This is a genomic window from Pseudomonas subflava, from assembly GCF_023823685.1.
GTDB lineage: Bacteria > Pseudomonadota > Gammaproteobacteria > Pseudomonadales > Pseudomonadaceae > Aquipseudomonas > Aquipseudomonas subflava.
Genome location: NZ_JAMXBF010000014.1, coordinates 50,453 through 66,897, shown reverse-complemented (window position 1 = coordinate 66,897; position 16,445 = coordinate 50,453). Strand labels below are relative to the sequence as shown.

The following is a 16,445-nucleotide window of genomic DNA, read 5'->3' as shown; positions in this document are numbered from 1 at the left end:
ATTGACACCACTCGTTTGAGTGGTATTCTCTGCCACATTGGATGTTTTTGGATGGTTTCGGATGATGCACGCCACTCGTACCCCAGCACAAGCGAAAGCCTGGCTCGAAGCTCAGGGCGTTACCGTCAAGGATTTCGCCGAGAAAAACGGGCTCGACCAGTCGACCACTTACCAGGTCCTGGCTGGAAAGAAGAAGGGCCGCCGCGGCGAGGCCCACAAGGCTGCCGTTGCACTGGGCATCAAGCAGGTAACGGAAGAATGAAAGCCGCCAACCCCTCTCGCTGTGTGGTCTGTGCGCGTGAGCTGTTTCTCTGCAGCGACCTTGCCTCCCCACTCAAGACCCATGCCGAGGCGAAAGCTGCCTTCCACTCCACCGGCATCGCTCTCAAGAGTTGGGCTCGGGAGCACCACGTACATTCCAACTCGGTTAACGAGGTCATCAACGGGCGCAAGCGCTGCATCCGCGGACATGCGCACGCCATCGCCGTTCTGTTGCGTTTGAAGGATGGCGACATCACCGAATTCCTGTCCGCTCGCGCTACGCCCCCCAATGGCGCAGCTGCGAGGGAACAGTAGTGCCGCCGGCGCAAGGGGAAAACGAGAAGATGAAGCGCCCGATTCTTGATAGCCGCCGCCGCGTAGTGCAGGCCGTGATTGCCGCCTTCCCGGGCGGCCGCGAGTGCGCCGCCACCGCTCTGGGCATGGACCTTAAGCAGTTCGACAACAAGGCCTACGAAAACCCGGGCCACCGCCCGCTGCTGGATGACCAGATCCGCCAGCTGGAGCTGATTGCTGGCACCTCCTACCTGCCCGACTACGTCTCCGGCCTGTACAGCGGCGTGCACGTGCCCATGCCGGAGAACGGCGAGCTGGACAACCTGGACCTGTACCAGCGCTCCCTGGTGGCCGACGTGGCCGAGGGCAAGGTCGACCAGATTATCGTCAAGGCGCTCGAGGACGGGCGCCTCACCGAGCAGGAGCTGGCCGAGATCATCGCCGCTCACCGCGAACACATTGCCGCGCGCCACGCCGAAGTGGGCGCCGTTATCACCCTGCACCGGGCAACACCGGGCGGGCAGGAACAGTAGTAGGCGCACGAGGCGTCGCAACTTAACGGCTTCGGCCGGGGCCGCGTCTGGCGGCCGGGGAGAGATATGACCTACAAGCTGGTATGCCCGCATTGCGGGAAGAGCCTGCGCATCCGCACGAGTGTCGGACAGCACATCTTCCTGCGCACCGCTTACCTCCAGTGCTGCAACGAGGCCTGCGGGGCCACGTTCCGCGCCCAGTTCGAGATCACCCACGAAATGAGCCCTTCGGGCATGCCGAACCCCGGGGTGCGGCTGCCGTTGGCGCCGGCGGCGCTGCGCCGCGATGCCATGCGCAGCCCGGACGAAACCCAGCTCGATCTACTGGAGGCCTGACGATGCAAACCACCACCTTCACCCAGCAGCAGGCCGACGATTACCTGACCAGCATGCAGGCCGCGGCCACTGGCTTTATCGAGCGCCATGAGGCGGAGCACCTGCACGACGACCAACTGTTCGGCCGCACGGTGCAGTACCTGGTCGGCGCGATGGGCGTGCCGGTGTTCATGGCCGACCGCATCACCCACCTGGCCATGAGCGACCGGCTGCCCAAGGGCCGGCCGCTGGCCAGCGTCGACCTGGCCACCGGCGCGGTGCTGGACAACCGCACGCGCTGCTGGCTCCAGCCGCCGTTGCGCACACTGCCCGACCGATTCCTGGCCGCCTCGGCCACCCGCTAAGCCCAATCACACCCAGCCCCACCGCCGTGGGTTTGGGGAAGTTGCACCCTGAATTCGAGGTTTCCGCCATGCCCGAAGCGCTCGCCATACAGCTGGACATGCCCAAGCCGGTCGCTGAGGCCCTGCTCGCCAGCCTGCGTTGCGAGCTGCGCCGCGGGCTGACCGAGCACTGGTACGACGATCGCTACCGGGCGGTACCGGAGGAGCTGCGCAGCCGGCGAATCCTCGATGACTACCCGGCCCTCGCCGGCCACAAACGCACCATCGGCGCGCTGCAAGCCGCCCTTGCAGCCAACCAGTAAGGCCACGCAATGAAGTCCATGCCCAACGAGATCCGCCAGGAAGTGCTGCGCCGCCTGGAGGACCGCTACGAGCTGAAGCGCATCAGCGGCTCCGATTACATGCGCAAGGGCAAGTGCCCGGCCTGCGGCAAAAAGGAGCTGTACTCCCGCCACGACGAGCCCTGGTTCATCAAGTGCGGCCGGGAGAGCAAGTGCGGCGAGCAGTGGCACGTGAAGGAGCTGTTCGACGACCTGTTCGACGACTACAGCAAGCAGCACCCCGCAACCGATCAGGCGCCACACGCCTCGGCAGACGCCTACATGCAGTGGGCCCGCGGCTTCGACCTGGCCCTGGTGAAGGGCTGGTACACACAGGAGAACTATTGGAGCCGCGAGATTCCCGGTGGCGCCGGCAGCGCCACGGTGCGCTTCGCGCTCGAGCACGGCGGTTACTGGGAGCGGCTGATCGACCGCCCGCACCGCTTCGGCAAGATGAAGGCGCGCTTCGCCCCGGGCGGCTCGCCAAAGGGCTACTGGTGGTGCCCGCCCTGCGTCGACCTGGCCGAGGTGAGTGAGCTATGGGTGGTTGAGGGCATCTTCGACGCCATCGCCCTCGTGCATCACGGTATCTCCGCCGTGTCGGCCATGAGTTCGGGCGCGTTCCCCTTCGAGTCGCTCAAGGCCCTGGCCAAGGCGCGCGCCGACGAGGGCCAGAAGCTGCCCACACTGGTGTGGGCGCTGGACAACGAGCCAGGCGCCCACCGCTACACCCGCAAGCACGTCGCCATGGCGCGGGAGCTGGGCTTCAAATGCGAGGCGGCGCAGTACCCGCAGCGCGAAAAGAAGGTGGATTGGAACGACCTGCACCAGCGCTGGGGCTTCATCGACGATGCCGGCAAGCGCCAGGAGGCCCGCGAGCGTGACCTCAAGCTGGCCCGGTACCACGGCGCCCTGCTGCTGGCCGAGAACGCCAGCGAGAAGGCGCTGCTGATGTACGACTGGCGCGAACTGGGCGAATTCCACTTCGGCTTCGACAACCGCCTGTACTGGTTCAAGCTGGACCTGGAGAAATTCAACCGGGCCATGCAGGGCCTGGAAGACAGCGACGACCACGAAGAGCAGCTGCTCAATACCAAGCAGATGCGCGAGAAGGCACTGCGCCAGGCCGGTTGTGTGGTGGAAATCGCCAACTGCTACCCGCAGGCGCTGTACTTCCAGCGCAACGAGGTGACGGACGAGAGCTGGTACTACTTCCGCGTCGACTTCCCCCACGACGAGCCCACCGTCCGCAACACCTTCACCGGCGGCCAGGTGGCGGCCGCCAGCGAGTTCAAGAAGCGCCTGCTGGGCATGGCCGCCGGCGCCGTATTCACCGGCAGCGGCGCCCAGCTCGACAAGATCATGAAGGAGCAGCTCTTCGCCCTGAAAACGGTGAAGACCATCGACTTCATCGGCTACAGCAAGGATCACAGCTGCTACGTGTTCGGCGACCTGGCCGTACGCGGCGGCGTGGTGGAGGCCGCCAACGCGGAGGACTACTTCGAGTTCAAGGGTCTGCGCCTGAAGACCCTGCAGAAGTCCATCCGCATGGAGATCGCGCGCACCGACGAGGGCTACCGCAAGGAGTGGCTCAGCTGGCTGTGGACGTGCTTCGGCACCCAGGGCTTCATCGCCCTCACCTACTGGTTCGGGGCGCTGTTCTGCGAGCAGATCCGCGCCGAGTTCCAGAGCTTTCCCTTTCTGGAAGCCACCGGCGAGGCCGGCGCCGGCAAGACCACGCTGATCACCTTCCTATGGAAGCTGCTGGGCCGCCCCGACGAGGAAGGCAAGGACCCGTCGAAAATGTCGAAGGCCGGCCTGCGCCGCTGGCTGAGCCAGATCTCCGGTATGCCGGTGGTGATGCTCGAGGCCGACCGCAGCGACGACAAGGGCAACGCCTCCAAGGCCTTCGATTGGGACGAGTTCAAACCGCTGTTCAACGGCGGCAGCCTGGGCGTGACCGGCGTGAAGACGTCGGGCAACGAGACGCACGAACCGCCCTTCCGCGGCGCCATGGTGATGAGCCAGAACGCCACGGTCGTGGCCTCCGAGGCCATCCTCACCCGCATCGTCAAGCTGCACTTCGTGCGGCCCGAGGTCACCGACCAGAGCCGCGCCGCGGCCGACAACCTCAACCACCTGCAGGTGGGTGACGTGAGCCACTTCCTGCTGCTGGCGGTACGGCAGGAGCAGAAGGTGCTGGAGGTGTTCCGCGAGCGCGTGAGGGTGTACGAGCAGGAGCTGCGCGGCCTGAAGGAGATCCGCATCGAGCGGATCATCAAGAACCACGCCCAGATCATGGCCCTGGTCGACGCGCTGCGCCTGGTGGCGCCGATCACCGACCGCCAGCACGACGCCGTGCTGCGCGAGCTGCGCGCCATGGCCGTGGCCCGCCAGCACGCGGTGAACTCCGACCCGAAGGAAGTGGCGGAATTCTGGGAGGTCTTCGACTACCTCGAGTCGCTCAGCGAGGAGCCCACGGTCAACCACTCCAAGAAGGATGGCGTCATCGCCATCCACATCAATGAATTCTGCGAACGGGCCGCCGAGCACAAGCAGAAGCTGGCCGACCCCGACACCCTGCGCACCCTGCTGCGCAACAGCCGTAGCCGCCCCCTGATCGAGGCCAACAAGGCCGTCGACAGCGCCGTGCGCGCCGCCTTCAACATCCGAAACAACGCCAGCAACCAGCGCCCCACCACGGTGAAGTGCTGGCTGTTCAAGGCCCTGTAAGCCCGCCGGCGCGGCAACGCCGGTACCACCCCAAGGAGAAGCACCATGCACAACGAAGAAGCCCTCAACCAGCAGCGCCTGCTCAACCGCCTGATGATCCTCGGCACCTCGCTCGGGATCCTGGCCCTGCTGCTGATGATCCTCAACCTGGGCTACGACCTGGTCGTCGCCTTCGCCCTCACCGATTGCAGCTTCGGCTAAGGGCCCGCCATGCACGACGACAACGACGACTTCTACCCCGCCAGCCGCGCCGAAGCGCTGGCCACCCTGGCCATCAGCGGCTTGACCCTGCTGGCCCTGGCGCTGGCCGGCTACTTCGGCCCCTCGCTGCTGGCTGTAGCCCTGCAATGAACCCCAAGCCCGGGCGCGGCAACGCCCGGGCAACACCCCCAAGGAGAAGCACCATGCAACTGAACGTAGAACGCGGCGCCCCCATGACCGGCAAGACCACCCGCCTGCGCGAGAAGGCCAGCGCGGCCGGGCAGGACGAGCACCAGATCATCAAGGGCAGCGCCTACCACAAGGCGGACGACCTCGAACTGCTCGTGCGCCACCGCATCAGCCGCGGCGCGAAGGTCATCTGCATCGACGAATGCAGCGAGCAGCAGATCGAGCGCCTGCAGAGCCTCAAGGGCGACGTGCCCGCAGACCTGACCATCAATGCCGTCGTGGCGAGCTGAGGGCCGGCCATGAGCAATAGCGAACTCACCTGCACCGTCACCGAGCGGGGCTTTCCGCTGATCAGCCTCGATGACTACTACGGGCAGACCTGCTCGCTGCAGATCAGCAGCCTGGTCGAGCCCCGCTGCTGCTGGTTCGGCGTGGATGCTCCACATGTCCATTTCGTCGACTCAGGCGAGTTCGCCTTCGACCCCCTCAGCGAATAGCCCAGAAACAAGAAGGCCCCGCCGAGCGGCAACTCGGCAGGGCCTGACCAACCCCAAGGAGAAGCACCATGCAAGTGAACCCCCAAGAAGTCAGCGGCGAGAAGGCTACCACCGCTCGCTCCCGGCCGACCATGGCCAGCCACCGGCTGGAGCTCCCCAGCATCTGCGACATCTGCGGCAACGCTCGATCGACCCGGAAGCACGCCGCCTGCAGCCGCAAGCGCCAGCAGCTCAAGCGCGAAGAGTGGGCCACCTACATGGCCAACGTCGCTGCTAAGAAAACAAAGGGATCGCGACATGCCCGTTAAGGAGCTTGATGCATGACTTGCGCAATCGATTACGGCTCCATCTGCAGCGGCATCGAGGCGGCGTCGCTGGCTTGGGAATGCCTAGACTTCGAGCCTCGCTGGTTCGCCGAGATCGAGCCCTTCCCCTCCGCCGTGCTCGCCCACCGCTGGCCGAAGGTCCCCAACCTGGGCGACATGACCAAGCTGGCCCGCGAGGTGCTGCTGGGCATAGTCGCCGCACCGCTGATTCTCGTCGGTGGAACCCCCTGTCAGGCGTTCAGCGTTGCCGGTATGCGCGCCGGCATGGCCGATCCGCGTGGCGCCCTCACCATCAAATTCGTGGAGCTGGCAGATGCAGTTGACCATGTTCGCCCCGCCGGAGACGAGTGTATCGTCGTCTGGGAAAACGTCCCCGGCGTCCTCTCCGACAAAGGCAATGCGTTCGGGTGCTTCCTCGGCGCCCTGGTGGGCGAATCCGATGCGCTTCTCCCGGCAGGGGGAAGGTGGACGAACGCTGGTTGTGTGTATGGACCCAAGCGAGCAGCCGCGTGGCGGGTGCTGGATGCCCAATATCTCGGAGTGGCCCAACGACGCCGCCGTGTGTTCGTTGTCGCAAGTGCTCGAGCAGGCTTCGATCCCGCAGCGGTACTTTTTGAGTCCGAAGGCCTGCGCCGGGATCATCCGCCGCGCCGAGGCGAGGGGCAAGACCTTGCCGGCCACGCTCCATTCGGCCCTGCTCTCCAGTGCGGATGCGGATACACCTTCGGCCTGAGCCTGGGCGAGTACGGCTGCCCGAATTGCGAGGGCGACGAGGGGCCAGCCGTGGAGGTGATGGCCGGCGTGCCGGCATTCGGCGGCGAGAACCAGAGCGGCAACCTGTTCCAGGCCGGCGCCCTGACAGCCCACGGCCAGCGCAACGACTTCGCCTCCGAGACGTTCTGCGTCGCCCCTACCTTGGCAGGTGGCGGCCGCAAGTCTGGAGGTTACAGCTACGATGACATCCCCCTGACTGCCGGAACCCTGCAGGCCAACGGTAAGGCAGCAGGTAGCGTAACCCAGCAGGATGTGCATGCAGGCCTGTTGGTTGTGCACGGCACCCAAGACCCGTGCGTAGAGGTAGACCAAACGCACACCCTGGGCCGCAATAGCGGCCAGGAGAATGCGATCCTGGTGTTCGACCAGACGCAGATCACCTCACCAACCTGCAGGAGCAACCCCCAACCGGGAGATCCTTGCCACACGCTCGCCAAGGGACAGCGGCCACCGACGCTGATCAGCTCAAAGGTGCGCCGGCTCACCCCGCGCGAGTGCGAGCGCCTGCAGGGCATGCCCGACGACCACACGCTGATCCCATGGCGCGGTAAGCCCGCCGAGGAATGCCCGGACGGCCCGCGCTACAAGGCCATCGGTAACAGCAAGGCGGTGCCGGTGGTGCGATGGATCGGCCGGCGGATCAAGCAGCAACTGAATCGCGGAGGTAGCTTCGCATGAGTCTACTTATCCCGCAGAAGGTCGGCGTCATCACTGCTCAGCATGGGCACTTCGTCCCCCTGCCGCCGCTGCTCCAATCGAGCTCGCGCTTCGGGGACGTCGAAGACCTTATCGGCCTGAATGGCCTTTAGCGTGCCTGTAAATTTGAAGCGGCCACACCCAGGGCAATCGACATCCTGGTAATTACCGCGCGGAGGTATCGCTTCGGCTTTTTGGAGGCAGACGGGGCAATTCATTTGCACGCTCCTGAGTTGAGGGCACCCTGCCCGGCCGTCATCCTTGCCGATGCGCGGCCGGCGGGCGTGCAGTGAGTATACGGGCGAGCTGATCAGCCCGGCCAACCAGACAAGAAGTAGCAGACCGAGATTCTCGGCCCGCACTCGGGCCGCGACTTTGCGGCGCCCCTACACTGGCGCCGTTTTCATATGCGTGGGGGACGCAGATGGCCGAAGGGGTTGAGGTGCGCGGCAACCGCGTACGCGTGTATTTCCGCTACGAGGGCGAGCTGTGCCGGGAGCCATTCCCCGGCGACGCCACGCCCGATAACAAAGCACAGGCCGAGCGCCTGGTAGGCATGATCAACTACGAAATCAAGGCCGGCACGTTCAGCTATGCCCGGCACTTTCCTGATTCGCCCAGGGTGAAAACCAACACTCTCGGCCACTACATCGACCTCTGGCTCGACATCAAGCGCAACAAGATGGCCGCCAGTGGCTTTCGCGGCTACAGCAGCAGGGTGGAAACCCACATCAGGCCGCGCTGGGGCGACTGCCAGGCCGATGGCATCGACCACCTGGACGTGCAGAACTGGGTACAAAACAGCCTCATGCCCAAGCTGCACAACAAGACGGTACGCGAGGTAGTGAGTAACTTGCGCCAGGTGTTCCGCCTGTACCGCACCCGCAACCGTACCGCGCACGACCCAACCGATGGCATCGAAATCACCCTGCCGGATGCCGAAGACCCGGACCCGTTCACTCGCGAGGAAATCGAAACGATCCTGGCCACGCCTACCCACCGGGGGGCAGAGCTCAACCTGATCGAATTCATGATCTGGAGCGGCCCGCGCGTGAGCGAGGCCATGGCGCTGGCCTGGGAAGATATCGATCTGGAGGCGGGCACGGTGTTATTCCGCCGTGCTCGGGTGCGCAGCCAGTACAAGGTGACCAAGACCCGCCGCTCAACCAGGAAGGTGCAGCTGCTGGCGCCAGCGCTGCGTGCGCTGCAGCGCCAGGCCAAGCTGACCAAGGACCTGAAACCGGTGCCGATCGAGGTGATCGACCGAGACAACCGCACCAGGAAGGCCCAACAGGTGCGCTTCGTGTTCCACAACACAGCCAGCGGTGAGGCTTTCTCAACGTCGGACACGTTGCGAAACGGCTGGTGGAATGGTCACTTGAAGAAAGCCGGCATCCGCCAGCGCGGGCCGAATCAGTGCCGCCACACCTTCGCCAGCCAGATGCTGAGCAGCGGCATCGCCACGCCAGAATGGATTGCCGACCAGATGGGCCACACGTCCACGGCGATGATCTTCAAGCACTACGCCAAGTGGATCAGCAAGGACGGGCCGGACATCGTCGGCCTGCTCAACCAGGCGCTGAGACTGTCTTGAAACAACGAAAAAGGGGCCCTGCGGGGCCCCTTTTTTTTGCCTGTCATTCCCAAAATGTTCCCAAAACGCTCCCTTTCGGGGGTGTATCGCCAGGAAATACTAGGAAAAACAGCATGTTAGATGGCGGAGGCGGTGAGATTCGAACTCACGGATAGTTGCCCATCGGCGGTTTTCAAGACCGCTGCCTTAAACCACTCGGCCACACCTCCGCATTTGCGGGCCGCCATACTACCCGAACGCAACACACTGTCAAACTCTCGGCATTGGCAGGGCAAGGGGCTCTGCTATGATCGGCCTGACCACGGATTTCAGCCCCTCAGGAGGGATGTCATGCACGAACAGGATTACGCACTCGCCCACGCGCAGGCGGACCAGCTGGAGACCAGCAAGGTCCTGCGCAACACCTATGGCCTGCTGGCCATGACCCTGGTGTTCAGCGCGCTCTGCGCCTTCTTCAGCGCGCAACTGAACCTTCCCCATCCCGGCATCATCGTCACTCTGGTCGGTTTCTACGGCCTGTTCTTCCTCACCGCCAAGCTGCGCAACAGCGGCTGGGGCCTGCTCACCACCTTTGCCCTGACCGGCTTCATGGGCTACGTACTGGGCCCGATCCTCAACATGTACCTGGGCATGGCCAACGGCGGCGAGCTGATCGCCAGCGCCCTGGGCATGACCGCACTGGTGTTCTTCGGTCTGTCCGCCTACGTGCTGACCACCCGCAAGGACATGAGCTTCCTCGGCGGCTTCATCACCGCAGGCTTCTTCGTCCTGCTGGGCGCCATGATCGCGGGCTTCTTCTTCCAGATCAGCGGCCTGCAACTGGCCATCAGCGCCGGCTTCGTGCTGTTCTCGTCGGCCTGCATCCTGTTCCAGACCAGCGCCATCATTCATGGCGGCGAACGCAACTACGTGATGGCCACCATCAGCCTGTACGTGTCGATCTACAACCTGTTCATCAGCCTGCTGCAGATCTTCGGCATCATGGGCAGCGACGACTGAGTCGCCGCACTATTGAACGAGCCCGCTTCGGCGGGCTTTTTCATGCTTCGGCGTTTATCATTGCGCCACTCATATCGCCGCCGAGCCGCCATGAAATTCGCCATCGCCCTGTTCGCTCCCAGCCATGCGCCCTCCTCGCGCCGCGCCTTGCGCTTTGCCCAGGCGACGGTAGATGGCGGCCACGAGATCGTCCGCCTGTTCTTCTACCAGGACGGGGTGCACAGCGCGTCCAGCAACGTGGTGAGCCCGCAGGACGAACTCGACCTGGCGGGCGAATGGCGCAACTTCGTGCAGCAGCACAATCTCGACGCCGTGGTGTGCATCGCCGCGGCACTGCGCCGCGGCGTACTGAACGCCGAGGAAGCGCAGCGCTACGGCAGGCCGGCCGCCAATCTGGACGCGCCCTGGGAACTGTCCGGCCTCGGCCAGCTGCACGAAGCCGCGCAAATGGCGGACCGCCTGGTCTGCTTCGGGGGCCAGTGATGAGCAAATCCATGTTGATCATCAGCCGCCAGGCGCCCTGGGCAGGCCCCAGCACCCGTGAGGCGCTGGACATCGCCCTGGCCGGTGGCGCCTTCGACCTGCCGCTGGGGCTGCTGTTTCTCGACGACGGCGTATTCCAGCTGGTCGCCGGCCAGCAGGCCGCCGCGCTGCAGCAGAAGGACCTCACCGCCAACCTCCAGGCGCTGCCGCTGTTCGGTGTGGAAGAGCTGTTTGTCTCCAGCCGCAGCCTGACCGAACGTGGCCTGATCGACGCGCAGCTGATTCTGCCAGCGGTGGAGCTGGATGATCACGCCCTCGCCCAGCTTCTCGACCGTTTCGACCAGGTGGTAACCATCTGATGGCCACATTGCATCTGCTGTCCCATTCGCCCTTCAGCGACAGCCGCCTGGCCAGCTGCCTGCGCCTGCTCGGCCCCGACGACGGCGTGCTGCTGAGCGGTGACGCCGTCTATGCGCTGCAGCCCGGTACCGCCCAACTCCAGGCGCTGGAACTGATGCCGGCCAGCATCGCCCTGTACGCGCTCGACGAAGACCTGCAGGCCCGCGCCCTGAGCGCACCGGCTCGCGCCCAGGCGATCGACTACCCGACGTTCGTCGAGCTCTGCGGCCACTACGCCAAGGTCAACAGCTGGCTATGAGCACCTTGCTGATCGATGGCCAGGAAATCGCCCTGGACAAGGACGGCTTCCTGGTCGAGCTGAGCGACTGGTCGCCGGCCGCCGCCGAGGCGCTGGCCGAGCGCGAGGAGCTGCCGCTGTCCGCCGAGCATTGGGAGATCCTCGAACTGCTGCGCGGCTTCTACTCCGAGTTCCAGCTGTCGCCGGCCACCCGCCCGCTGATCAAGTACGTAGCCCTCAAGCTGGGCCCGGACAAGGGCAACAGCCTGAACCTCAACCGCCTGTTCAAGGGCACGCCCGCCAAGCTCGCCGCCAAGCTGGCCGGCCTGCCAAAACCCACGAATTGTCTGTGAAAGTCTCGCCATGAATCTCGTCGCCCCGCCGGAACATCCCTTCGCCCAGTTCGTGCGCATCCTCGGCAAGGGCAAGCGCGGCGCCCGCAACATGACCCGTGACGAGGCCCGCGAGGCCATGGGCATGTTGCTCGACGGCAAGGTCGAAGACACCCAGCTCGGCGCCTTCCTCATGCTGCTGCGGCACAAGGAGGAAAGCGCCGAGGAGCTGGCCGGCTTTACCGAGGCCATTCGCGCACGCCTGAATGCTCCGCGGATCGCGGTGGATATCGACTGGCCGACCTACGCCGGCAAGAAGCGTCACCTGCCCTGGTTCCTGCTGGCGATCAAGGCGCTGTCGGCCAGCGGCGTGCGCATTCTGATCCATGGCGGCGACGCACATACCGCCGGGCGCCTGTACAGCGAACAGCTGCTGCAGACACTGGAGATTCCGCTGTGCGCAAACTGGCGCGAAGTCGGCGAGGCACTGGATCGCCACAACCTGGCCTTCACCTCGCTGGGCGCCTGGGCGCCGCGGCTGCAGCGGATGATCGACCTGCGCAACACCCTGGGCCTCCGCTCGCCGATCCACTCGCTGGCGCGCATCCTCAACCCGCTGGGCGCGCGGGTCGGTCTGCAGAGCATCTTCCACCCCGGCTACCAGGCGGTGCACCGCGAGGCCAGTCGGCTGCTGGGCGACCACGCCATCGTGATCAAGGGCGAAGGCGGTGAGATCGAAGTCAACCCGGACGGGATCTGTCAGCTGTTCGGCACCCAGCACGGCGAGATCCGCGACGAGGAATGGCCCGCCCTCTCCGCCCAGCGCCACGTCAAGCCGGAGGGCCTGGACCCACAGCATCTGTTGGCCTTCTGGCGCGGTGAGGAACACGACAGCTACGGCGAACTGGCGGTGCTGAGCACCATGGCGCTGGCCCTGCATGGCCTGGGTCAAGAACGTGAGGCCGCCTTCGCCGAGGCCCGCAAACGCTGGGATGCGAGACACCCATCGAGCTGATCGATAGTTGAAACCCTGTTTTTGCGCTTATCCATCGAACGCAAATCCATAGACTGGACTCCAACGCCTACCAGCAAGTGGAGTTCACCATGGGACAACTCATCGAAGGCCGCTGGCATGACCAGTGGTACGACACCAGCAAGGACGGCCGCTTCCAGCGCGAGAACGCGCAGCGCCGCAACTGGATCACCGCCGACGGCGCCGCAGGCCCGAGCGGCGTAGGCGGCTTCCGCGCCGAGGCCGGCCGCTACCATCTCTATGTGTCACTGGCCTGCCCCTGGGCCCATCGCACCCTGATCTACCGCCAGCTCAAGGGCCTGGACGGGCTGATCGACGTGTCGGTGGTCAGCTGGCTGATGCGCGAGCAGGGCTGGACGTTCGACAAGGCCACCGGCTCCAGCGGCGACGCCCTGGATGATCTGCAGTTTCTGCATCAGCGCTACACCCGTGACGATGCTCGCTACACCGGACGGGTGACCGTGCCACTGCTGTGGGACAAGCAACAGCAGCGCATCGTCAGCAACGAATCTGCGGAGATCATCCGCATGTTCAACTCGGCCTTCGACGGCATTGCCGGCAACGATTTGGACCTCTACCCGGAGGCCCTGCGCGAGGAGATCGACGCGCTCAATGCGCGCATCTACCCGGCGGTGAACAACGGCGTGTACCGCGCCGGCTTCGCCACCACTCAGGAAGCCTACGAAGAGGCCTTTGGCACGCTGTTCGACGAGTTGGATTGGCTGGAGCAGCTACTGGGCAAGCGTCGCTACCTGACCGGCGAGCACCTGACCGAGGCCGATATCCGCCTGTTCACCACGCTGATCCGCTTCGATGCCGTGTACCACGGCCATTTCAAGTGCAACCTGCGACGCCTGGCGGATTATCCCAACCTGAGCGGCTGGCTGCGCGAGCTTTACCAGTGGCCGGGCGTGGCGCAGACGGTGGACTTCCAGCACATCAAGCACCACTACTACGCCAGTCACCACACCATCAACCCGACCGGCATCGTTCCGCTGGGCCCGCAGCAGCGCTTCGACCAGCCCCACGGACGCGAGGCCCTGCCGGGCAGCGGCATCGCTCGCAAGGCGCGTTGAGAAAAGAGCCCTCTCCCGTTTCGTCACCACCGCGGCGAAACGGGGGCGACGCTACTGGCCGAACCAGGCGAGCTTGTCACGCAGGGTCACGACTTCACCCACGATCACCAGCGTCGGCGCGTGCACCTCGTGCTCGGCAACCAGCTGTGGCAGGTCGCCCAGGGTTCCGGTGAACACCCGCTGGTTCTGCGTGGTGCCCTGCTGCACCAGGGCCGCCGGCGTATCGGCGGAACGACCATGGGCGATCAGCTCCTGGCAGATGCTCGGCAGGCCGACCAGGCCCATGTAGAACACCAGGGTCTGGCCCGGCGCCACCAGGTCGCCCCAGGGCAGATCGGAGCTGCCGTCCTTGAGGTGGCCGGTGACGAAGCGCACCGACTGGGCATGGTCGCGGTGGGTCAGCGGGATGCCGGCATAGGCCGCGCAACCCGAGGCCGCGGTGATGCCCGGCACCACCTGGAACGGGATGCCCTCGGCGGCCAGCTGCTCGATCTCCTCGCCGCCACGGCCGAAGATGAACGGGTCGCCGCCCTTCAGACGCAGCACGCGCTTGCCCTGCTTGGCCAAATCGACCAGCAGCTGGTTGATCTCCTCCTGCGGCACGGCGTGTTCGGAGCGGCGCTTGCCGACATAGATGCGCTCGGCATCGCGGCGGCACAGTTCGATGATGGCTGGGGCCACCAGGCGGTCGTAGAGCACCACATCGGCCTGCTGCATCAGGCGCAGGGCGCGGAAGGTCAGCAGGTCGGGATCGCCCGGGCCGGCACCGACCAGATAGACCTCGCCCAGCGCGCGCGGCGCGGCGCCGGCGATCTTCGCCTCGAGCAGACGCTCGCCCTCGCCCAGCTTGCCGGCAAAGACGCTTTCGGCGATCTGCCCCTGGAACACGTCCTCCCAGAACACGCGGCGCTGCTGCACGTCGGGGAACAGCTGCTTGACCCGTTCACGGAAGCGCTTGGCCAGCCCCGCCAATTGCCCGTAGGTGGCGGGAATCCAGGTCTCGATCTTGGCGCGGATCAGCCGCGCCAGCACCGGCGCGTCGCCGCCGCTGGTGACGGCGACGATCAGCGGCGAACGGTCGACGATGGCCGGGAAGATCACGCTGCACAGGGCCGGCGCGTCCACCACGTTGACCGGAATGCCCAGCGCCTGAGCATCAAAGGAGATGCGCGCGTTGAGCGGCTCGTCATCGGTAGCGGCGATCACCAGGCCCACGCCCTGCAGGTCCGCTGATTCGTAGCCACGTAGGAATACACCCTCCTCGCCGGCCAGCTCACGCAGGTCACCACGTACCTCCGGCGCCACCACGCGCAACCGCCCGCCGGCATCGCTCAGCAAGCGGGCCTTGCGCAGCGCCACCTCGCCACCACCGACGACCAGCACGACACGCCCCTGAAGCTTGTGGAACAGCGGAAGGAAATCCATGACTCAATCTCACCAGAGGTAAAAAAACGGGGTGGCCATCGCCACCCCGCTATTGTGCGCTCGCTATCGACTCAGCCGATAACTTCGATGCCGCCCATGTAGGGTTTCAGCACTTCCGGGACGCGGATGCTGCCGTCGGCCTGCTGATAGTTCTCCAGCACCGCTACCAGGGTACGGCCCACCGCCAGGCCGGAGCCGTTGAGGGTGTGTACCAGCTCCGGCTTGCCGGTCTCCGGGTTGCGGTAGCGCGCCTGCATGCGGCGGGCCTGGAAGTCGCCGCAGTTGGAGCAGGAGGAAATCTCGCGGTACTTGTCCTGGCTCGGCACCCAGACTTCCAGGTCGTAGGTCTTTACTGCAGAGAAGCCCATGTCGCCGGTGCAAAGGGCCAGCTTGCGGTACGGCAGCTCGAGCAGCTGCAGCACGCGCTCGGCATTGGCGGTCATGCCCTCCAGGGCCTCGAAGGACTTGGACGGCTCGACGATCTGCACCATCTCGACCTTGTCGAACTGATGCTGGCGGATCATGCCGCGGGTGTCGCGGCCGGAGGCACCCGCCTCGCTGCGGAAGCATGGGGTGTGGGCGGTGAACTTCAGCGGCAGCTGCTTGGCGTCGAGAATCTCGCCGGAGACGATGTTGGTCAGGGAGACTTCGGCGGTCGGGATAAGGTAGAAGTCCGCCTCGCCTTCGCGGGTGATCTTGAACAGATCTTCCTCGAACTTCGGCAGCTGGCCGGTGCCCTGCAGCGCCGGGGCCTGCACCAGGTACGGGGTGTAGGCCTCCTCGTAGCCGTGCTCGCCGGTGTGCAGGTTGATCATGAACTGGGCCAGGGCGCGGTGCAGGCGGGCAATCGGACCGCGCAGTAGGGCGAAACGCGCGCCGGAGAGCTTGGCGGCGGTCTCGAAGTCCAGCCAGCCGTGCTGCTCGCCGAGGGCGACGTGGTCCTTGACCTCGAAATCGAAGCTGCGCGGGGTGCCCCAGCGCGCCACCTCGACGTTGCCATCTTCGTCCGCGCCCACCGGCACGGATTCGTGCGGCAGGTTGGGGATGTTCAGCAGCAGGTTGTCCAACTCGGTCTGGATGCTGTCCAGCTCGCGCTTGCCCTCCTCCAGCTCGCTGCCCATCTTGTCGACTTCCGCCAGCAGCGGGGCGATGTCCTCGCCACGTGCCTTGGCCTGGCCGATGGACTTGGAGCGGGCGTTGCGCTCGGCCTGCAGCTGCTCGGTGCGCATTTGCACCGACTTGCGCTGGGACTCGAGCGCTTCGAAGCGCGCCACGTCCAGTTGGAAGCCACGGGTAGCCAGGCGATCCGCAATTTCCTGCAGTTGGGTACGGACCAGTTTGGAGTCGAGCATGGGAGGTTCT

General features: G+C 65.4%; 23 protein-coding genes and 1 tRNA gene. 21 read left to right on the top strand and 3 right to left on the bottom strand.

Annotated features, from left to right (window positions below; genetic code table 11):
• Positions 1-64: 64 nt before the first annotated feature.
• The 14 genes from NF616_RS18880 to NF616_RS18815 all read left to right on the top strand — a co-directional run bounded on the left by NF616_RS18880 (position 65) and on the right by NF616_RS18815 (position 9,098).
• On the top strand, positions 65-262 hold the full coding sequence (locus NF616_RS18880) for a DNA-binding protein (RefSeq protein ID WP_252275476.1): 198 nt from the start codon (positions 65-67) through the stop codon (positions 260-262).
• Complete coding sequence (locus NF616_RS18875; RefSeq protein WP_252275199.1) at positions 259-576, top strand: helix-turn-helix domain-containing protein; 318 nt, start codon at positions 259-261, stop codon at positions 574-576. Before NF616_RS18880 ends, NF616_RS18875 begins: the two co-directional genes overlap by 4 nt.
• 29 nt (positions 577-605) lie before the next feature.
• The gene (locus NF616_RS18870; RefSeq protein WP_252275197.1) at positions 606-1,088 is read left to right on the top strand and encodes a YmfL family putative regulatory protein; all 483 of its coding nucleotides are present in this window, start codon (positions 606-608) and stop codon (positions 1,086-1,088) included.
• Positions 1,089-1,154: 66 nt separating this feature from the next.
• Entirely contained in the window at positions 1,155-1,424 is a 270-nt protein-coding gene (locus NF616_RS18865) for an Ogr/Delta-like zinc finger protein (protein ID WP_252275195.1), read from the top strand.
• Positions 1,425-1,426: 2 nt separating this feature from the next.
• On the top strand, positions 1,427-1,768 hold the full coding sequence (locus NF616_RS18860; protein ID WP_252275193.1) for a hypothetical protein: 342 nt from the start codon (positions 1,427-1,429) through the stop codon (positions 1,766-1,768).
• A gap of 68 nt (positions 1,769-1,836) precedes the next feature.
• Positions 1,837-2,070, top strand: a complete 234-nt coding sequence (locus NF616_RS18855; RefSeq protein WP_252275192.1) for a hypothetical protein — start codon at positions 1,837-1,839, stop codon at positions 2,068-2,070.
• Positions 2,071-2,079: 9 nt separating this feature from the next.
• Positions 2,080-4,821: a toprim domain-containing protein gene (locus tag NF616_RS18850; RefSeq protein WP_252275190.1), complete on the top strand. Its 2,742-nt coding sequence runs from the start codon at positions 2,080-2,082 to the stop codon at positions 4,819-4,821.
• Positions 4,822-4,866: 45 nt separating this feature from the next.
• Complete coding sequence (locus tag NF616_RS18845; RefSeq protein ID WP_252275188.1) at positions 4,867-5,022, top strand: hypothetical protein; 156 nt, start codon at positions 4,867-4,869, stop codon at positions 5,020-5,022.
• A gap of 9 nt (positions 5,023-5,031) precedes the next feature.
• Positions 5,032-5,172 (top strand): hypothetical protein, encoded by a 141-nt coding sequence (locus NF616_RS18840; RefSeq protein WP_252275186.1) that lies wholly within the window; start codon positions 5,032-5,034, stop codon positions 5,170-5,172.
• A gap of 53 nt (positions 5,173-5,225) precedes the next feature.
• Positions 5,226-5,501 (top strand): hypothetical protein, encoded by a 276-nt coding sequence (locus NF616_RS18835; protein WP_252275184.1) that lies wholly within the window; start codon positions 5,226-5,228, stop codon positions 5,499-5,501.
• Positions 5,502-5,510: 9 nt separating this feature from the next.
• Positions 5,511-5,708, top strand: coding sequence for a hypothetical protein (locus NF616_RS18830; RefSeq protein WP_252275182.1), 198 nt, complete (start codon positions 5,511-5,513; stop codon positions 5,706-5,708).
• Between the two features lie 68 nt (positions 5,709-5,776).
• Positions 5,777-6,016 (top strand): hypothetical protein, encoded by a 240-nt coding sequence (locus NF616_RS18825; RefSeq protein ID WP_252275181.1) that lies wholly within the window; start codon positions 5,777-5,779, stop codon positions 6,014-6,016.
• 12 nt (positions 6,017-6,028) lie between these two features.
• Positions 6,029-7,486: a DNA cytosine methyltransferase gene (locus NF616_RS18820; protein ID WP_252275178.1), complete on the top strand. Its 1,458-nt coding sequence runs from the start codon at positions 6,029-6,031 to the stop codon at positions 7,484-7,486.
• Positions 7,487-7,928: 442 nt separating this feature from the next.
• The gene (locus NF616_RS18815; RefSeq protein ID WP_252275176.1) at positions 7,929-9,098 is read left to right on the top strand and encodes an Arm DNA-binding domain-containing protein; all 1,170 of its coding nucleotides are present in this window, start codon (positions 7,929-7,931) and stop codon (positions 9,096-9,098) included.
• Between the two features lie 121 nt (positions 9,099-9,219).
• Here the strand turns inward: NF616_RS18815 and NF616_RS18810 are convergent.
• Positions 9,220-9,307, bottom strand: a tRNA-Ser gene (locus tag NF616_RS18810).
• 121 nt (positions 9,308-9,428) lie between these two features.
• Between NF616_RS18810 and NF616_RS18805 the strand changes: the two genes are divergently transcribed.
• The 7 genes from NF616_RS18805 to NF616_RS18775 all read left to right on the top strand — a co-directional run bounded on the left by NF616_RS18805 (position 9,429) and on the right by NF616_RS18775 (position 13,658).
• A complete protein-coding gene (locus NF616_RS18805; RefSeq protein WP_252275175.1) occupies positions 9,429-10,097 on the top strand; it encodes a Bax inhibitor-1/YccA family protein in 669 nt (222 codons plus the stop codon).
• A gap of 90 nt (positions 10,098-10,187) precedes the next feature.
• A complete protein-coding gene (tusD, locus tag NF616_RS18800) occupies positions 10,188-10,580 on the top strand; it encodes a sulfurtransferase complex subunit TusD (protein ID WP_252275173.1) in 393 nt (130 codons plus the stop codon).
• A complete protein-coding gene (tusC, locus tag NF616_RS18795; RefSeq protein ID WP_252275171.1) occupies positions 10,580-10,939 on the top strand; it encodes a sulfurtransferase complex subunit TusC in 360 nt (119 codons plus the stop codon). Before tusD ends, tusC begins: the two co-directional genes overlap by 1 nt.
• Positions 10,939-11,238 carry a sulfurtransferase complex subunit TusB gene (tusB, locus tag NF616_RS18790; protein ID WP_252275169.1) on the top strand — a complete coding sequence of 100 codons (300 nt, stop codon included), beginning with the start codon at positions 10,939-10,941 and terminating at the stop codon, positions 11,236-11,238. The genes tusC and tusB overlap by 1 nt, the downstream gene beginning before the upstream one ends.
• A complete protein-coding gene (locus NF616_RS18785; RefSeq protein ID WP_252275168.1) occupies positions 11,235-11,570 on the top strand; it encodes a TusE/DsrC/DsvC family sulfur relay protein in 336 nt (111 codons plus the stop codon). Before tusB ends, NF616_RS18785 begins: the two co-directional genes overlap by 4 nt.
• A gap of 10 nt (positions 11,571-11,580) precedes the next feature.
• On the top strand, positions 11,581-12,564 hold the full coding sequence (locus tag NF616_RS18780) for a glycosyl transferase family protein (RefSeq protein WP_252275166.1): 984 nt from the start codon (positions 11,581-11,583) through the stop codon (positions 12,562-12,564).
• A gap of 89 nt (positions 12,565-12,653) precedes the next feature.
• Positions 12,654-13,658, top strand: coding sequence for a glutathione S-transferase family protein (locus NF616_RS18775; RefSeq protein WP_252275164.1), 1,005 nt, complete (start codon positions 12,654-12,656; stop codon positions 13,656-13,658).
• 51 nt (positions 13,659-13,709) lie between these two features.
• Here NF616_RS18775 and cysG read toward each other — a convergent pair whose 3' ends face one another.
• The gene (cysG, locus tag NF616_RS18770; RefSeq protein ID WP_252275162.1) at positions 13,710-15,083 is read right to left on the bottom strand and encodes a siroheme synthase CysG; all 1,374 of its coding nucleotides are present in this window, start codon (positions 15,081-15,083) and stop codon (positions 13,710-13,712) included.
• Positions 15,084-15,154: 71 nt separating this feature from the next.
• Positions 15,155-16,435, bottom strand: coding sequence for a serine--tRNA ligase (serS, locus tag NF616_RS18765; protein WP_252275160.1), 1,281 nt, complete (start codon positions 16,433-16,435; stop codon positions 15,155-15,157).
• Positions 16,436-16,445 lie beyond the last annotated feature (10 nt).